Raw genomic sequence first — 15,644 nt, 5'->3', positions numbered from 1 at the left:
GAGCGCACCAGGTCGTCAGCCGCCGATGCGGGCGATCAGGAGCGCGACGTCGTCATCGGCCGCCGCCGGAACGAGGTGGGTGATGAGCGAGTCGCACAGGTGGTCCAGCTGCGCCTGCGGATCCGTGAGCAGCTGCGTCAGTTCGGCCAGCCGCTCGTCGAGGTCACTGCCGCGGGCTTCGATCAGTCCGTCGGTGTAGAGCACGAGGAGGCTGCCGGGCGGCGCCGCGAACTCGGTGGGCGTGAAGGCGACGCCCCCGACACCCAGCGGGACGCCGGGCGGGGTGTCCAGGAGCCGGACCGTGCCGTCGGGGAGCACGAGTGCGGGCGGCGGGTGTCCGGCCCGGGTGACGGTGCAGTGCCCGGTGGCCGGGTCGACGACGATGTACAGGAAGGTGGCGAGCATCGGCTCGGCGAGATCGGTGAGGGCGGCTTCCAGCTGGTGCAACAGCCGGACGGGCGAAAGGTCCAGGCGCGCTAGGGCCCGTACGGAGGCGGACAGCCGGCCCATGACCGCGGCCGCGGCGATGCCGTGGCCCATCACGTCGCCGATGAGCAGACCGGCCCTGCCACCTGCCAGGTGCAGGACGTCGTACCAATCGCCGCCGACCTCGTTGACGTCGCTCGCGGGGAGGTAGCGGTGGCTGACCTCGATGCCGGCCGGCGGGGTGATGTGCTGGGGGAGCATGCTGCGCTGGAGGATGACCGCGGTCTCGTGCTCACGGTGGTAGAGCCGAGCGTTGTCGATGCTGAGCGCCGCACGTGCCGTGAGTTCACCGGCAAGAGTGACGTCTTCGGATCCGAACGGTCCTACCGGGCGCGTGCGGTAGAAGGTGGCGACGCCCAGCACCCTCTCCCGCGCCACCAGGGGCGCCATGATGAACGAGTGCACTCCCACCGCAAGCAGTTGCGCGGGTTTGGCCGAGTACCGGCCGGCGGGCGCGATGGCCTGCTCGTCGAGGCGGGCGATCAGGAAGGTCTGCCGGGCCGTGAGGGCCTGGGTGTAGGGGGTGCCCGGGGGGAAGAGGAGGGTACCGCCTAGCGGGGCGAGGATGTCGGTCACCTCGGATCCGGACAGTGGGGCCTTGCCGAGGCGCCGCAGGGCGACGCCGCCCGTCAGTCCCATGCCGGGCTCGTCCCCGCGCGCGAGCGCCTCCAGGACGTCCACGGTGACGGCGTCGGCGAGGCGCGGCACGGCGAGGTCGGCGAGTTCCTGCGCGGTGCGCTCCAGGTCGAGGCTGGAGCCGACGCGCATGCTGGCCTCACTGAGCATGGCGAGCCTGCGCCGGCCCGCTTCGGCTTCGACGTGGTCGCGCTGCTGCTCGGTGATGTCGACGAGCGAGGCGATGACACCGATCGGCATCCGGGCGGGGTCCTCCACCCGGACGTAGGAGCACGACCACACCCGGTCGTGGTCCGGTTCGGCCGGCGTCCGTCCGACACGCCGACGGTCCAGGAGCGGCTGCCCGGTCTCCAGGACCTGCCGCATGGCCTCCTCCATCTCGTGGGCGTTCACCTCCGGGAGGATCTGGGCCAGACGGCGCCCCACGTGCGCCGACTCGGGAAGGCCGTTCATGACTTCGAGAGCGGCGTTGACCTGCAGGAACCGCAGTTGCGTGTCGAGGATGGCGATGCCGACCGGGGAGCGGGAGAACAGGCCGTCCCACACCGCCGACGACCCCCTGATGCGCCGTGCCGCGTGGGCGTCGGCGGCGAAGACCAGCACCGTTGCCGCGCCGTGCTGCCGGTCGGACACCGGAGAGGCCCAGATCTCGACCTCGATCGGGTGCCCGTCGCGGTGCCAGGCGGTCACCGTGCCCATCACACCGCGCCCGGTGGCCGCGGCTTCCCAGAGGGAGCGGCCCAGGCTGCGATCGGATCCCGGGTGCAGGAGGTCGGCGATGTTGTGTCCCAGCATCTGCGGCGGGGCGTAGCCCAGCAATTCCTGCGCGACCTGGTTCCAGCGCACGATCGTCCCGTCGGCGCTGGTGGCCAGCAACGCGACCGGCAGCGCGCCCAGCCATCCGCCGGCGGCCTGCGCGGCGCCGCTGATCAGCTCGTCGACCGGCATGTGCTCGTTCATCTGGCACCTGTACCCAACGCCGCGGCGTCCTTGCCCTGCGTTCCGCGGTCGCGGTCATGCCCCGTTTGCTCAGGCGGACCGTCCGGGAACCGTGTTCCCATGGATCCATCGTCTGCCGGTCGGCGTGACGCCGCCTCCTGTCGTGACGTACTGCCCGTACCCGCTCACCGACCGCTACCACGGCGCGTCACCTCGGCGGGACCGCCGGACCGATCCTGCGCCGGCCCGCGGTCCTGGGCACGTCCGCGGAGGCAAGGCCGCCTCGCTCGGGCTGATCGTGCCCACGAACCGCCCCGGAGTGGACAGTTGGCTTCAACCCCCGTGTTCACACGTTCATTTGGTGGCAGTATGGATGCACGGGACACGTTCAGCCGACGGGTGGATCGGGGGATCTGATGCTGGCTGAGTCACGGCTGGCGCCGGCCGGCGGGAACGCCATCGTCCGGCGGGAGTCCGGCGGCCCCGAGTGAACTTCCAGCAGGTCACCGCCACCGGCGGGTTCGCGTACGGGGTGGTCGGTGCCGACATCCACGTGTTCGGTGACGGCACGCCGCTGTACGTGCTGGAGAACTGGCGCCCGCCCCCTGAGCCCGACTCGGCTTGGCTCGCGGAGCAGCCCAGCCGGATGCTCAACGCCCGCTTCGCGGTGGTCGGATTCACCGGCCGGGAAGGGGAGTTGGGCGAGCTGCGGCAGTGGTGCGGGGCCGGAGCCGGCCGCGCGGCCCGCTGGCTGCACGCCCCCGGCGGGCAGGGCAAGACCCGACTGGCCGACGAGCTGGCGCGCGAGCAGCTGCGGCAGGGCTGGAAGGTGGTCACGGCGACCGAGGGGCCCGGCAGCGTCCTGCCTCCGCCCGGCAGTCAGGACCTACGGCTCGACGGTGCGGCCGGGCTGCTGCTGCTCGTCGACTACGCCGACCGGTGGCCCCTTTCCTCTCTCACCTGGTTGTTCAGCAACGCGCTGCTGCACCAGCCGGGCGTGACCACCCGCGTTCTGCTGCTCGGCCGCAGTGCCGATGCCTGGCCGGCGCTCCGGGCCTCGCTGGTCAATCAGCAGGTATCGGCGTCGACCCAGGCCCTGCCGCCGCTCGACGCGTCCGGCCCCGGGGCGCGCGACGCGATGTTCCGGGCCGCCCGTGACGCCTTCGCGGACCGGTACGGCATCACCCCGCCCCCGGCGCGCGTGGACCTGGAGCACGAGGACTTCGGACTGACCCTGGCCGTGCACATGGCCGCCCTCGTCGCGGTGGACGCCCAGGCCGACGGCCTCGACTCCCCTGCCGGTCTGGCCGGACTCACCGTCTACCTGCTCGACCGTGAGCAGCTCAACTGGGCCCGTCTGCACAAAGGGCACCGCCACGGGAAGATCGGCACACCGCCGCGGCTGATGAACCGTACGGTGTTCACCGCGGCCCTCGCCGGCAGCCAACCGGCCGTGGAAGGCACCGAGTTGGTGGACGCCCTGCGGTTCGGGCACCCGACGGCCGGTCTGCTCGCCGACCACACGGTCTGCTATCCGCCGCCGGATCCGGGACGCGGGACCGTCCTCGAACCCCTCTACCCCGACCGCCTGTCCGAGGAATTCCTCGCCCTCACCGTGCCCGGCCACACGGCGGACTATCCGGCGCAGCCCTGGGCGGCGGCCACCGCCGCCCAGGTGGTGCGGGGGATCTCCCGGCCGGGCCGGGCGGTGACCACACTGGCCGCCGCGACCGCACGCTGGCCGCACCTCGGACGGAACTGCCTGTATCCGCTGCTGGAGGCCGACCCGGCGATCGCCGTGGCAGCCGGAGGCGCCGCCCTCTCGGCGCTCGCGGGGCTCCCGGACGTCGAGCCGTACCTGCTGGCGGAGATCCTCGACCGGATACCCGAACCCGTCCCGACCGACCTGGTGACCGCCCGGGCCACCCTCCGGGTCCGGCTGCTTCCCGCCCGGCTGGCATCGGCGGGCGACGACCGGGCCGAGACCGCCCGCATCCTCGTCAACCACGGCAACGACCTCCACGTCCTCGGCCGCGACGAGGAGGCCGCGGACGCCGGGCGGCAGAGCGTGGAACTCTTCGAGGCGCTGGCCGCCGCCGACCCGCAGGAGTACGAGGAACACGTCGGCCGGGCCCTCACCAACCATGCGAGCCAGCTCTCCCGGATCGGCCTGAACGCCGAGGCGCTGGCCGCGCAGGCCCGCGTCGTGGAGATCTTCCGCCGGCTCGGCAGGTCCGACCCGGAGCAGTACGACCTGCACCTGGCCACCGCGCTGGCCAATCACTCCCCGCTCCTCGAGGACGCCGGCCGGTGGCAGGACGCGTACCGGGCCAACCAGGAGGCGGCGGCCATTTACCGGAGGCTGGCGCCGACCGTCCCGCAGGCCCGGACGGGGTTGGCGATCGCCCTGACCAACGCGCAGGCCCTGACGCTGCGCAGCAGCGGCGAGGACGGCGCGGAGACGGGGATGGAGGCCGCGCTGGAGGCCGTCGAGCTGTGGCGGGAAGTGTCGGCGGCCGACCCGGTCTCCCACCGCGCGGATCTGGCCATCTCCCTGTTCAACGTGCAGACGGAACTCGCGGCGGCGGGCCGGCACCAGGAGGCGGTGGACGCCGGCGAGGAGTCCGTCGCGATCTACCGCGAACTCGCGCGGGCCGATCCTTCGTACCGGGAGGGGCTGGCCACCGCCCTTGGAAGACTGCGCGGCACACTCGTCGACGCCGGCCGGCCGGTCGAGGCCGTAGCGGCCGGCGCGGAGTCCGTCACCCTGTGGCGGCGGCTGGCCCGGGAGGCGCCGGGCGGGCACGAAAGCCACCTCCTCGGCGCACTGCACGAGCAGAACGACGCCCTCCGCGCCGCCGGCCTGCCGGAGGACCCCGAGGCCAGGGCACGTTCGCCGAGGGTTTCGATCGACTCGCTGGTCCACCGGCCCGCCGTCACCGTCGAGGTCTACGGGTGGGACGCCTCGGGTGTTCCGCCCACTCCGCCGCCGCCGGACCGGGCGGGGCGCGCGGCCGCCCGCCTCGCCCGGTCCGGCGACTGGCCCGCGTACTGGGAGCTGGTCTGCTCGCTCCCGATCGCGGAGGCCGTCCGGCTCGTCCGGCGCATCCCCCTGCGCAGGTGGCAGCCGCCGCAGGACACCGACCGTGAACTGCTGATGATGCTCAGGGAAGCCGACGCTGGCCGTACCGCTGCGGCGGTCGCCCGGCTTGCCGAGGCTGCGACCACCCGGCTGCCCGCCGAGATGAACCTCTTCAACGGCGATTACGTCTCCTTCTCGCACGGCGGTGCGGCCTTGCTGGTGGCCACGATCCGGCGGGACCAGAGCGAGGCGATCGAGACCTTCGACATCGAGGGCGGTCGCCGGGCGACCCTGCACGTGGGCGAATCCGGGCACTCCGCTCTGGCCTGCCTCGGGCCGACCCAAGTGGTGGCGGCCAGAAGGCTCGACGGGGACCGCTCCCTCTTCGAGATCGTCCGGCACAGTGCGGCGGGGACGTCCGTCCTGGCCCGCAGCACGGCCGTCGCCGGGGCCCGTTTCGCGGCGACCGCGACCGGGTGGGTGGCCGGGCTCCGGCTCGCACCCGCCGCGCTGGTCGAGGACGGTGCGGGCGAGTCCCGGCAGGTGGACCTCGGGATCTGGGGGCTGGCCCGGGGCGACCTGCTGGCCGCCGACCCGTCCGGGTCACGGTTGGTGCTCTCGGACGGCCACCGCATGGTCACCACGGACGCGGGCCTGCGGCGCGCGCTGGGCGTGGCCTCGATGCCCCCGGGTTGCGGTGACATCCGCTCCTTGGTCTTCGCCGGCCCCGACCACCTGCTGACCTCTGCGGCGGACGGCGAGCTGCTCCGGTGGGAACTCGGCGGCTACGAACCCACGGTGACGGCCCGGCTCCGGACCCCGCCGCTCGACAACCTGTTCGCCGTGCCGGTGTGGCGGGTGGTCGGCGGGAAGGACAACAGCGAGGCCCGGATCCGTTTCTACGACTCGGTCACCCTCGCGCCGGTACCGGCTCCTGCGGCCCTGGGCGGGGTCGCCGACCACATCAACCTGCTCCTGTCCTCGGCGGACGGTCGTTTCGTCGCCTACGGCGGTCAGCTGGCCGCCGGCGCCCGGCGAAGCAAGCGCTCCTACGAGTGGATCAGCATGCTGCACGATCTGGACCATCCCGGCTCGGTGCTCCAGCGCCCGCTCGTCGGCCTCCGCCGTCCCGTCCTGTCCGCGCTTGCGACCACCTGGAGCGACGATGAGCAGGTACGCGACCTGCTGACGCTCGCCTTCTTCCTGGCCTGCCGGTCGTCGCCCGGCGCGGGGGGATGAAACCAGAACCCGATACACGGCCGAGTCGATCAATAATGGGCCGTCGACCTTCCTGCACGATTGCGAGGAGCTCCAGATGACCACGACCACCCCCCGGGACTTGTTGATCATTTCCATGGACATGGGGTCCGGTCTCCCTGTCGAACAAGGCGACCTGTCGCTCGCGCTCGCAGGTGCCGAGGCGATCGACCTCCTCGCCGCCGAGGCCATCAGGCTGGACGGGGACCACATCGTGCCGGGCCACCAGCCGGCACTGGCCGATCACCTGTTGGACGAGGCAGCCGCGTCGCTCGTTCGCGAGGCGCCCTACGAGTCGGTCGCCGACTGGCTGTGGCGCAGGGGCCGAGGCCTGTCCGCGGCCTACCAGGCCGCACTTGAGGCAGAGGGGCAGCTCACCCGGCAGCGCCGTCACGGCATCTCCTTCCGGGCCGGCCAGTTGGAGCTGGCGGATTCGCCCGCCCGAAGCCAGGCTGCGGACCGCTGGACCTCGGATGAACCCGCCCTCGTCAACCTGGCGGAGGCCATCGGGGTCCGCGGCGAGCGGACCGGAGACCTTCCGGACGTGACCGACGACGCCGTCGCGACCGTGCTGGCCGCCGTCAACGACGCCTTGGTGGAACTGTCGTCCGTACGGCAACGCCGAGCCATCGAGGACGCGGCCTTCGACAACATCTGGCGAGGCGGCGTCGGATAACGACGGCGCGAGCCCGCAACCACCAGATTCGGCCATTCCCAACAGCCCCTTGAACAAATGGAGTTGCTGCCCAAAACCCGCGTTGCAAGACTCCGGTGGCCCTTACGGCAGCCCGCCGTGCAGGGTTCCACGCATGACACGTGGGGGGATTTGATCTTGAAGCGACAGACGATGCGCCGCGCCTTGGCGCGCACGGTCACCGGGCTGGGGCTCGCACTCGCTCTGGCCACGGGTGGGCTGCTGACGGCGACGGGCGCACACGCGCAGCCCGTGACGGAGGGAACCGTCAGCTTCAGCGGCGATTCCGGGGACTACATCAGCGGCGGTAGGTCCTACTCCTACTCCGCGGGCACGGACCAGATCCAGGTGAACGGATCCGCCGCGCGCGGACTGGTCGACGTCAGCGTCAGCGGCGCCAACGGCGACTGGTGGTCCCTCTCCCTGGCCGCGCCGCAAGGCCAACAGCTTCAGGCCGGAACGTACGAGGGCGCCACCCGGTTCCCGTTCAACGGGAGCAACGCCCCCGGCCTCAACCACGACGGCAACGGCCGCGGCTGCAACACGCTGACCGGGGCCTTCACCATCTCGAAGATCACCTGGGGCCCCAACGGCTACGTCGAGGCCCTCGACGCCGCGTACGAACAGCACTGCGAGGGCGGCGAGCCCGCCTTGCGCGGCCAGGTGCACATCAAGAACCCGGCCGCTCCCGCGGAGCTTTCGCTGGGCGTCGGCGTGGCCGTCGAGGGCAAGGCCAGCGCGCTCAACGGCAAGGCCACCGTGCACGGCAAGGTGACCTGCAACAAGCCGGTTCAGGTGGATGTTTCGGGCCTGGTGACCCAGGTCAAGCGGAACATCTTGATCCGTGGCTCGTACAGCACCACCGTGAAGTGTGTTCCCGGCGCGCCCGCCGCCTGGAGCGCCGAGGCGGATCCCACGGGAACCACCCCCTTCCAGGCCGGGGACGTCGAGGTCAAAGCGACGGCCACCGCGGTCGACAGCGACTACCAGGTCACCGTCACCGCCAGTGACGTCGCGGCAGTCCACCTGACCAGGGTGAAGAGGTAACGGGGCAGGGCAGGAAGGAGGCCCCGCGCCCGGCGACCGGGCGTGGGGCCTGCGTCCCGGCGGGCGATCCGGTCCCGCTCCGGAGCACGTGCTCCGGAGCGGGTGGACCTGCCGGCTACGCGTTTCAGGCGGCGGTGATGTTCTCCGCCTGCGGGCCCTTCTGGCCCTGCGTGATGTCGAAGGTCACGGCCTGGCCTTCCTGGAGCTCGCGGTAGCCGGTGGAGTTGATGTTGGAGTAGTGGGCGAAGACGTCCGGTCCGCCGCCGTCCTGCGCGATGAAGCCGAAGCCCTTTTCGGAGTTGAACCACTTCACGGTTCCGCTGGCCATGGTCATGCCTTTCAGTCGATGTCGGATCCGCACCGCGCGGACCCGGAGGTGATCGCCCTGGTCCGGCACTGCACAGCAAGACGCCCACGCCAGGGCGCGGGCAGGTACTGCGAACCACGACAGCTGGAGCTGAAGTTACACGCCGGATCCGCCCATCACCAGAGAGCAAGGATCACCGGCCGCCGACTCTTCCCGGTTCGCCTTCCGGCATCGGGGGTGAACCGCGGCCTGTCATGTGTGGTCGCCGGCCGGTTCCCGCTCGTGCTGTGGCGTGTGATCGTGCCGGGGAAGCAGGAGCGGCGTTGCCATGATGAGGAGACCGGCGATGGCGATCGCGGTGCGGGGGCCGGTGAGGGCGGCCAGCAGGCCCCACAGGGCGGTCAGCGCGGCGATGGTGGCCTTGCTGGTGACCGACCACGCGGACAGGGTGCGGGCGACTCGGTCTGCCGGTGTCCGGTCGAGCCGGTAGGTGGCGAACACCGGGTTGAAAGCACCCATGCAGGTGATCAGCCCGAGCTCCACGGCCATGACGAGCACGAGTCCGCCAGTGCCCGGGCCGACGAGGGCCAGACCGAGCAGCCAGCATGCCCGCAGCGTCCCGGCGGTGCGCATGACCCGGTGCCGCCCGAACCGTACGACGAGCCGCGGGGCCAGCCGTGAGCCGATCAGGCCGCCGACGCAGGGCACGGCGAACGCGAGTCCGTACTGCCAGGGCGTGAACCCGAGGCGGCCGAGCATGAGGACGGCGAGCACCGGCGCGGTCGCCATGATCAGGCCGCTGACCAGAACCGTGTTGAGGAACAGCGGGCGCAGGACGGAGTCGGTCAGGATGTACCGCCATCCCTCGAACAGGTCGCCGACTCGCAGCCGTGGCGGCGCGCCGGTCGGCGCGGGGTGCGGCTCGCGGCCGCCGATCGCGCGGATGCCGATCGCCGAGAGCAGGAAGCTCACCGCGTTGGCCACCACGGTCATCACCGGGCCGAACAGGCCGATCGCGGCCCCGCCGAGCGGGGGGCCGAGCATGGTGGCGGTCCAGGTCGTGGACTCGAACCGCCCGTTCGCCACGAGCAGGTCCTCCGGCCGGACCAGCGCCTTCAGGCATGCGCCACTGGCCGCCGTGAAGGCGATGTCGGCCGCGCCGACGACGACCGACACGACCAGGAGTTGGATGAAGCTGAGCCGGCCGAGCGCGTACGCCGCGGGCACGCTCATCAGCGCCGCGAACCGGACCAGGTCCATCGCGACCATCACGGGCCGCTTGCGGCGGAACTCGACCCACGGGCCGAGCGGCAGCGCCACCACCGTGCCGACCGCCAGGCCCGCGGCGGCCAGTAGCGACACCTCGGTCGTCCCGGCGTGCAGTACGAGGATCGCGATCAAGGAGAACGCGTCGAAGGCGAGCCACGTGCCGAGCGTGCTGACCGCGTACGCCGCCCAGAGCCACCCGAACCGCCGACCCAGCGACCGCCCAGCCACCATGATCAGCACACCCTCGCCCGCTCGTACGAACAACCTCACGTTGACCGGTGACATCCAAGCCTGCCGCACACCAGCGGTAGCCCGGTGGCGACGCCGGCTACAGCATCCGCACCTCGGCCTCGGGGAGCTTGTCCCACCAGTGGTGGTAGCGGCTGTAGACCGCCGCCTCGCGGTCGTCCAGGAGGGCCTTCAGGGATTGGGCCTCTGCGGCAAGTCCGTCCCAGGTGGCGGGCGACAGCGGCTGGAAGGCCGTGGCCTCGATTCCGTCGTCCAGCGGGCGCCACACCCCGGCGACGTGGCCGTCGACGAGCAGGCTGGGCAGCACATCGCCGTTGCGCCGGATCACCAGCGGCCGGTAGGCGGGCGGTATCAGCCGGCTGCGGTCGGCGTAGGCCAGCAGGGTGCTGTCCCACATGGCCATGAGCCGGGGCGGGGCGGGGGTGTCGGCGGGTGGCCGGGAGGCACCGGGGAGGTCGAACAGCGTGCCGCCGTCCGGGCCCTGGAGCTGTTCGACGGCGCCGTCGAGATCTCGGAGGGCCGCGCGGACGGGTGCCCGCTGCACCATGGCGAACTGCGCGATGTCCGCGACCGAGGCGGGCCCGAACCCTGCCAGATAGCGCAGGACCAGCGTCTGCATCGACTGCGGATCGAGCGCCCGGCCCGCAGGCGGGGCCGGGGTGTCCGCCGTCACGAACGACGGTCGGTGGCCGAACGACCATGCCGCGTCCGTCGGGGCGTGGTGCAGCGGCGCGTATCCCTTCAGCCCCCACCAGGCGCCGTCCTTCTTCTCGGCGCCCAGCCGTTCCTCGGTCCACGCCTGCATCTGCGCCGAAGTCCGCGGACTGCGGGCGAAGGCCAGCAGTTCCGGCACCAACTCGTGGGCGTCTGCCGGGGTCAGCCCCGCGGCGGCGAAGCGGGAGCCGAGCCGGGAGGCGTACAGCGTCGGCTGCATCGCCGCCCGGAAGACCGGGTAGTCCTCGGCGTGTACGGCGTGCAGGGTGATCCGCATCAGGGTCGCCTTGACGACCGACCGCCCGGCGAAGGCGGCGTCGAGCTCGGCCGGAGCGAAGCCCGTGAGCCTGTTCCACAGCGCGATGTACGGCGAGGCCGGGTGCTGCGCCTGGAGCGCGACCACGCGCCGCACCCCGTCGGGGACGCTCAGCGGTTCGCGTTGCAGCAGCAGCTGGCGGCTGAGGGTGGCCCTGTTGAGTTCGAGCGCGGTGATCGTCACAGCCCAGGATTCTGCCCTGTCCCCGCACAGCGACGGCGTCGCGGCTGCCGCGTAGAGGTGCTCCTACTTGAGGGCCACCCGGCAGGCGCTCACGGCGGTCCCGTTGGTCACACCGCCCGCGGTCAGGCCGGACACGCACTGCTCGTGGTCACCGTTCAAGCCGACGTAACACGCCGACCTGATGGAGGCCGGGGCCTCGCCACCCCGTAGCTCCCGCTCGACCTGGTTGATGCAGGCCGAAACGTCCGCGTGGGCGGCGGGGGCCGTGAGGGCCGCGCCACCGAGTGCGAGGGTCAGGCCGGTGAGGACACCTGCGATACGGGTCGACGTGCGCATGGGACGCACCTGCTCTCCGGATTCGTCGCGCGACCCGGCACCTGGATGTGACGGATCGGCGGAGGAACGGCGCCGAGCGCACACGGCCTGCGTACAGCCACTGGGCCCGGGCTCCCGCACCGGACCGGCCCGGCAGGGCCTCCCCTCCCTCCTTCGACGCTAGAGCAGCCCCCTGCCGCACGCACCCGCTGGGGCGCTCACCTGGCATGACACGCCCCCGGGTGCGGGAATCCGCTGGTACGGGGAGCCGCTCGGCCTAGGCTCGCGGCATGGGTACCGACAGGGTGACAGTGGCCGACCTGATCTTCGATCGGCTGGACACGAATGGTGACGGGGTGCTCGCCGCGGACGACTACCGGGCGAGTGCGGAGCACGTGCTCCAGTCGTACGGCATGGGGCCGAGCGCCCCGAAGGGACGCGCCCTGATCGAGGCGAACCTCGCGCTGTGGGAGCAGCAGGCCGAGCTGGTCGACCGCGATCACGACGGGAAGATCACGCGGGAGGAGTACCGGGAGTGGGTCGCCTCCCTGCCCGCCTCGGATTCCGGCCGGCCCTCGGGCTCCCCGGAGGTGATGGCCGCGCTGCACGCTCAGTTCAATGTGGCCGACCGCGACGGGGACGGGGTGATGGACCGCCATGAGTTCGCGGTGTGGCGGGGGCTCAAGAACGTGGCGGCCCAGACGGCGGAGGCCTCGTTCGAGCTGATCGACTCGGACGGGGACGGTGCGATCAGCTGGAACGACTTCACCGGCGCGGCGCACCAACACGGCCTGGCGGCGCTGCTGTACGGGCCGAGCTAGCCGAAACGGTGCGACCGTACCGAGGCGGGTGGGGGTGGCCTCGGCAAATCGCCTGGGGGGAGCTGGACACTGTGCGGAGCCGCTCGGAGGAGACCGGCGCCGAGCCGGCGAACGTGCCCTTCGCTGTCTGGGTCAGCGGCGTCGGAGAGTCACGCTGACCTGATTGATCCTCAGATCACGTGTACGTACTGTCTGATCATTGTCGGACGAGATGGTGCACTGAGTGGGGGGCGGGCGCATTGGCGTCGAAGGCGCGGCCGGGCAGGATCATCGGCGGACGGTACCGGCTCATCGAGGAGCTCGCGGCCGGAGGCTTCGGACGCGTCTGGAAGGCGCACGACGAGACGCTGCACGTGGACGTGGCGGTCAAGGAGGTTTGGCTACCGCCGGCGGCCTCCGAGGCGGAGCATCGTGAACGCTTGCTCCGCGCCGCGCGCGAGGCCCGCAATGCCGCCAAGCTGCGCGACCATGCCCACATCGTCGCCGTCCACGACCTCGTGGTCGAGGACGACGTCCCTTGGATGGTGATGCGGCTCGTCGACGGACGCTCCCTGGAACAGCACCTGCGGACGGACGGCCCACTGCCCGCCCGGCGGGTGGCCCTGGTGGCCAGGGCACTGCTCGACGCGCTCGGGGCCGCCCACGATGCGGGCATCACGCACCGCGATGTCAAGCCGGCCAACGTCATGCTGACCGCGGACGGGCAGGTGCTGTTGACCGACTTCGGCATATCCGTCCACCAGACGGACACCGCCCTCACCGCCACCGGAGGGATCATCGGCTCGGCTGAGTACATGGCCCCCGAGCGGTTGAACGGCAGCGACGACGAAGCCGCCGGAGACCTCTTCTCGCTGGGCGTCACCCTGTACCAGGCGGTCGAGGGCGTCTCACCGTTCCGGCGGAACACCCCGACCGCCACGCTCGGTGCCGTGGTGCTCCACGAAGCACCACCACCCCAGCGCGCCGGCGCGCTGGCCCCGCTCATCACCGCCCTCCTGGCCAAGGACCCCCGCGACCGGCCGACCGCCAAGAGTGCCCTGGCCGCGCTGCACAACACGCCCACGGAGACCTCGCCACCCCCCAAGGCCCCCAAGGCCCCCAAGCCCGCCAAACCCCCCAAGCCTCGCGAGCCCCACCCTCTGGCGCAGTCGACCATCACCGTCGCCAACGATGCCTCGGTCTTGCTCCGCGTCCTCGTCGACGGCGTCGTGCTCGGCAGGGTCGCGGGAAGCGAGACGTCCGCTTTCAAGGTCGCCCCCGGCCTCCACAGCATCCTGGTGCGGGCCGACGGATACAGCAGCCTTGCCTGGCCGATGCAGGTGAAACCCGGCTCCACCGTCAACCTCGTGGCCCGTACCCGGGGCGACGACGTGCTGCTGGGCACCGCCGACGGGAAGGTGCCGCAAGGGGCGGACCTGCCGGTGGAACCGGCAACGCCCGTCGGCAGGAATGGATTCGCGCCCTGGTTCAGCCTTCTTGGAGGAGCCCTGGTGATCCTCATCTGCGGGTGGATGGCCTTCGCGGCGTACGAAAGCTTTGCCGAAGCCGGCCGGGAGGCCGCCAACCCGATCGGCGCCGCATTGGTGAGCGCCGTTCCGGCGAGCGGCATCTGGGGTGGTGTGAACGCCATGGCAGGGCAGACGGTGTCGAGGCGTGCCACCCTGTGGCTCGCCTGGATCATCTCCTTCGGTGTCTTCGCGGTTCTCATGGGGAACTACGTCTCGCATCTTCCATGACACCGGAGCGCGGCGGTGGTCGTTCGCGCGGCGGCTAGCGCCGGGTGCCGGTGCGCTCCGAAAGGCGGCGGGACAGCACCTGGCCCAGCGCCAGCACGCTCAGGCCGAACATCAGGACGCCCAGGGGGACATGGAGCGACGGTATGCGCGCGACGCCGAGCACCACCTGCACCGAAGCGAGTACGAGGAAGCCGGACGCGTGCAGGATGGGGCGGGGCGAACCGCCGCCCGGGCGCCACGCCAGGATCGCGGCGAGCACGTACACCATCGACGCGCCGTACATCACGCGCGCTCCGACGCCGTGCAGCAATTCGCCGTGGGCCGAGGACAACAGGAGTCCGGCGGTGGCCGCCTGGAAGAAGATGGCCAAGGTCTGCAGGGCGATGGCGACCTTCAGGAACGTGAGGCTTCCCCGCACTGCTGTCGTCTGTGTGGCGGCCATGGAACGGTCCCCCTGTTCTGCCTCGCGGCGGTGGATCGGTAGTGTCTCGATGGTCCGACGAAACGGGCCGGCGAAATGTGAGGTGGGGCGCCTGCCTCGCAGGCCGGGTGCGGTGTTTCGGCGGACTGTGCGGAGCAGTAGCGGACGAGAAGAACCAGGAAGCGGTCACGACCATGAGCACCATCCCGTCCGAGTCAGGGCTTGACCGGTCCGAGCCGGGTCTGAGCGTGGTCGTCGGCGAGAGGCGTCAGCTGATCAATCTCGCCTACCGGCTGCTGGGTTCGCTGGCCGAGGCCGAGGATGCCGTGCAGGAGGCCTACACCCGCTGGTACGCGATGTCGCGGCAACAGCAGGAGGCCATCGAATCGCCCGGCGCCTGGCTGACGACGGTGGCCGGCCGCATCTGCCTGGATCTGCTCGGCTCCGCGCGGGTCCGGCGCGAGCGCTACGTCGGTGAATGGATACCCGAGCCGCTGCCCGACCGTACGGAGTGGATCAGCGGACGGGCGGGCGGCGGGGCCGAGTCGGCCGATCCCGCCGACCGGGTCACCCTGGACGAGTCGGTGGACATGGCCTTCCTCGTCGTACTGGAATCGATGACGCCGGCGGAACGGGTGGCGTTCATCCTCCACGACGTCTTCCGGTACCCCTTCACCGAGATCGCCGAGATCGTCGGCCGGACACCGGCGGCCTGCCGGCAGTTGGCGTCCTCGGCCCGTCGGCGTGTTCGCGCGGCGCAGGCTCCGGTGGTGCCGACGGCCGGGCAGGCCGGTCTGGTGCGGCATTTCAAGGAGGCGTGGGAGGCCAAGGACATCGAGGCCCTGGTCGGCCTCCTCGACCCCGACGCCACCATGGTCGCCGACGGCGGCGGCCTGGTCGGTGCCGTCCTGCACCCGGTCGAGGGCAGCGAGCACATCGCCGCGTACCTGATCCACATCGCCGGCAAGGCCCCTGGGATGACGCTCCTGGAGCGGACGGTCAACGGCCGGCCCGGCCTGGTCGCCCAGCACGGCGGTGTCACCGTGACCGTGGCGGCGTTCGGCCTGGCCGGCGACCGCATCACTCGCATCTGGGCGGTCCGCAATCCGGACAAGCTCCGTCCGTGGACCGGGATCGGACCGAACTGACCCGCGCCGGGAATCCGGCCCTCA

The 15,644-nt window shown here is 71.7% G+C and carries 12 protein-coding genes; 6 read left to right on the top strand and 6 right to left on the bottom strand.

Annotated features, from left to right (window positions below; genetic code table 11):
• Nucleotides 1–15: 15 nt before the first annotated feature.
• The gene (locus ACFWBN_RS14465) at nt 16–2,082 is read right to left on the bottom strand and encodes a SpoIIE family protein phosphatase (RefSeq protein ID WP_385176039.1); all 2,067 of its coding nucleotides are present in this window, start codon (nt 2,080–2,082) and stop codon (nt 16–18) included.
• Between the two features lie 466 nt (nt 2,083–2,548).
• Between ACFWBN_RS14465 and ACFWBN_RS14460 the strand changes: the two genes are divergently transcribed.
• The 3 genes from ACFWBN_RS14460 to ACFWBN_RS14450 all read left to right on the top strand — a co-directional run bounded on the left by ACFWBN_RS14460 (nt 2,549) and on the right by ACFWBN_RS14450 (nt 8,141).
• Nucleotides 2,549–6,382: a hypothetical protein gene (locus tag ACFWBN_RS14460; protein WP_385176037.1), complete on the top strand. Its 3,834-nt coding sequence runs from the start codon at nt 2,549–2,551 to the stop codon at nt 6,380–6,382.
• 76 nt (nt 6,383–6,458) lie between these two features.
• Entirely contained in the window at nt 6,459–7,076 is a 618-nt protein-coding gene (locus tag ACFWBN_RS14455; protein ID WP_385176034.1) for a GPP34 family phosphoprotein, read from the top strand.
• A 156-nt stretch (nt 7,077–7,232) separates the two neighbouring features.
• Complete coding sequence (locus ACFWBN_RS14450; protein ID WP_385176031.1) at nt 7,233–8,141, top strand: hypothetical protein; 909 nt, start codon at nt 7,233–7,235, stop codon at nt 8,139–8,141.
• A 124-nt stretch (nt 8,142–8,265) separates the two neighbouring features.
• Here ACFWBN_RS14450 and ACFWBN_RS14445 read toward each other — a convergent pair whose 3' ends face one another.
• From ACFWBN_RS14445 to ACFWBN_RS14430, 4 genes are all read right to left on the bottom strand, one after another.
• Nucleotides 8,266–8,469, bottom strand: coding sequence for a cold-shock protein (locus ACFWBN_RS14445; RefSeq protein WP_328929665.1), 204 nt, complete (start codon nt 8,467–8,469; stop codon nt 8,266–8,268).
• Nucleotides 8,470–8,700: 231 nt separating this feature from the next.
• Nucleotides 8,701–9,948, bottom strand: a complete 1,248-nt coding sequence (locus ACFWBN_RS14440) for an MFS transporter (RefSeq protein WP_385176028.1) — start codon at nt 9,946–9,948, stop codon at nt 8,701–8,703.
• Between the two features lie 97 nt (nt 9,949–10,045).
• Nucleotides 10,046–11,179 (bottom strand): winged helix DNA-binding domain-containing protein, encoded by a 1,134-nt coding sequence (locus ACFWBN_RS14435; RefSeq protein WP_385176025.1) that lies wholly within the window; start codon nt 11,177–11,179, stop codon nt 10,046–10,048.
• A gap of 63 nt (nt 11,180–11,242) precedes the next feature.
• Complete coding sequence (locus ACFWBN_RS14430; protein WP_385176022.1) at nt 11,243–11,515, bottom strand: hypothetical protein; 273 nt, start codon at nt 11,513–11,515, stop codon at nt 11,243–11,245.
• 269 nt (nt 11,516–11,784) lie between these two features.
• On the opposite strand from ACFWBN_RS14430, the gene ACFWBN_RS14425 reads away from it, so the two are divergent.
• Entirely contained in the window at nt 11,785–12,315 is a 531-nt protein-coding gene (locus ACFWBN_RS14425; protein ID WP_385176019.1) for an EF-hand domain-containing protein, read from the top strand.
• A 239-nt stretch (nt 12,316–12,554) separates the two neighbouring features.
• Nucleotides 12,555–14,051 carry a serine/threonine-protein kinase gene (locus ACFWBN_RS14420; RefSeq protein ID WP_385176016.1) on the top strand — a complete coding sequence of 499 codons (1,497 nt, stop codon included), beginning with the start codon at nt 12,555–12,557 and terminating at the stop codon, nt 14,049–14,051.
• Nucleotides 14,052–14,085: 34 nt separating this feature from the next.
• Here the strand turns inward: ACFWBN_RS14420 and ACFWBN_RS14415 are convergent, their stop codons facing one another.
• Complete coding sequence (locus ACFWBN_RS14415) at nt 14,086–14,493, bottom strand: hypothetical protein (RefSeq protein ID WP_385176013.1); 408 nt, start codon at nt 14,491–14,493, stop codon at nt 14,086–14,088.
• 173 nt (nt 14,494–14,666) lie between these two features.
• On the opposite strand from ACFWBN_RS14415, the gene sigJ reads away from it, so the two are divergent.
• Nucleotides 14,667–15,620 (top strand): RNA polymerase sigma factor SigJ, encoded by a 954-nt coding sequence (sigJ, locus tag ACFWBN_RS14410; RefSeq protein ID WP_385176010.1) that lies wholly within the window; start codon nt 14,667–14,669, stop codon nt 15,618–15,620.
• Nucleotides 15,621–15,644 lie beyond the last annotated feature (24 nt).

It is taken from the genome of Streptomyces sp. NPDC059989 (genome assembly GCF_042736975.1).
Classification (GTDB): domain Bacteria; phylum Actinomycetota; class Actinomycetes; order Streptomycetales; family Streptomycetaceae; genus Streptomyces.
The sequence above is the reverse complement of the archived record's forward strand: the minus strand, read 5'-3'. Positions and strand labels throughout refer to the sequence as shown.

Bases quoted from the DNA above. Each gene is read 5' to 3' on its own strand.
- ACFWBN_RS14430 (WP_385176022.1), bottom strand. From the start codon at position 11,515: ATGCGCACGTCGACCCGTATCGCAGGTGTCCTCACCGGCCTGACCCTC.
- ACFWBN_RS14415 (WP_385176013.1), bottom strand. From the start codon at position 14,493: ATGGCCGCCACACAGACGACAGCAGTGCGGGGAAGCCTCACGTTCCTG.
- ACFWBN_RS14445 (WP_328929665.1), bottom strand. From the start codon at position 8,469: ATGGCCAGCGGAACCGTGAAGTGGTTCAACTCCGAAAAGGGCTTCGGC.
- ACFWBN_RS14465 (WP_385176039.1), bottom strand. From the start codon at position 2,082: ATGAACGAGCACATGCCGGTCGACGAGCTGATCAGCGGCGCCGCGCAG.
- sigJ (WP_385176010.1), top strand. From the start codon at position 14,667: ATGAGCACCATCCCGTCCGAGTCAGGGCTTGACCGGTCCGAGCCGGGT.
- ACFWBN_RS14455 (WP_385176034.1), top strand. From the start codon at position 6,459: ATGACCACGACCACCCCCCGGGACTTGTTGATCATTTCCATGGACATG.
- ACFWBN_RS14425 (WP_385176019.1), top strand. From the start codon at position 11,785: ATGGGTACCGACAGGGTGACAGTGGCCGACCTGATCTTCGATCGGCTG.
- ACFWBN_RS14440 (WP_385176028.1), bottom strand. From the start codon at position 9,948: ATGGTGGCTGGGCGGTCGCTGGGTCGGCGGTTCGGGTGGCTCTGGGCG.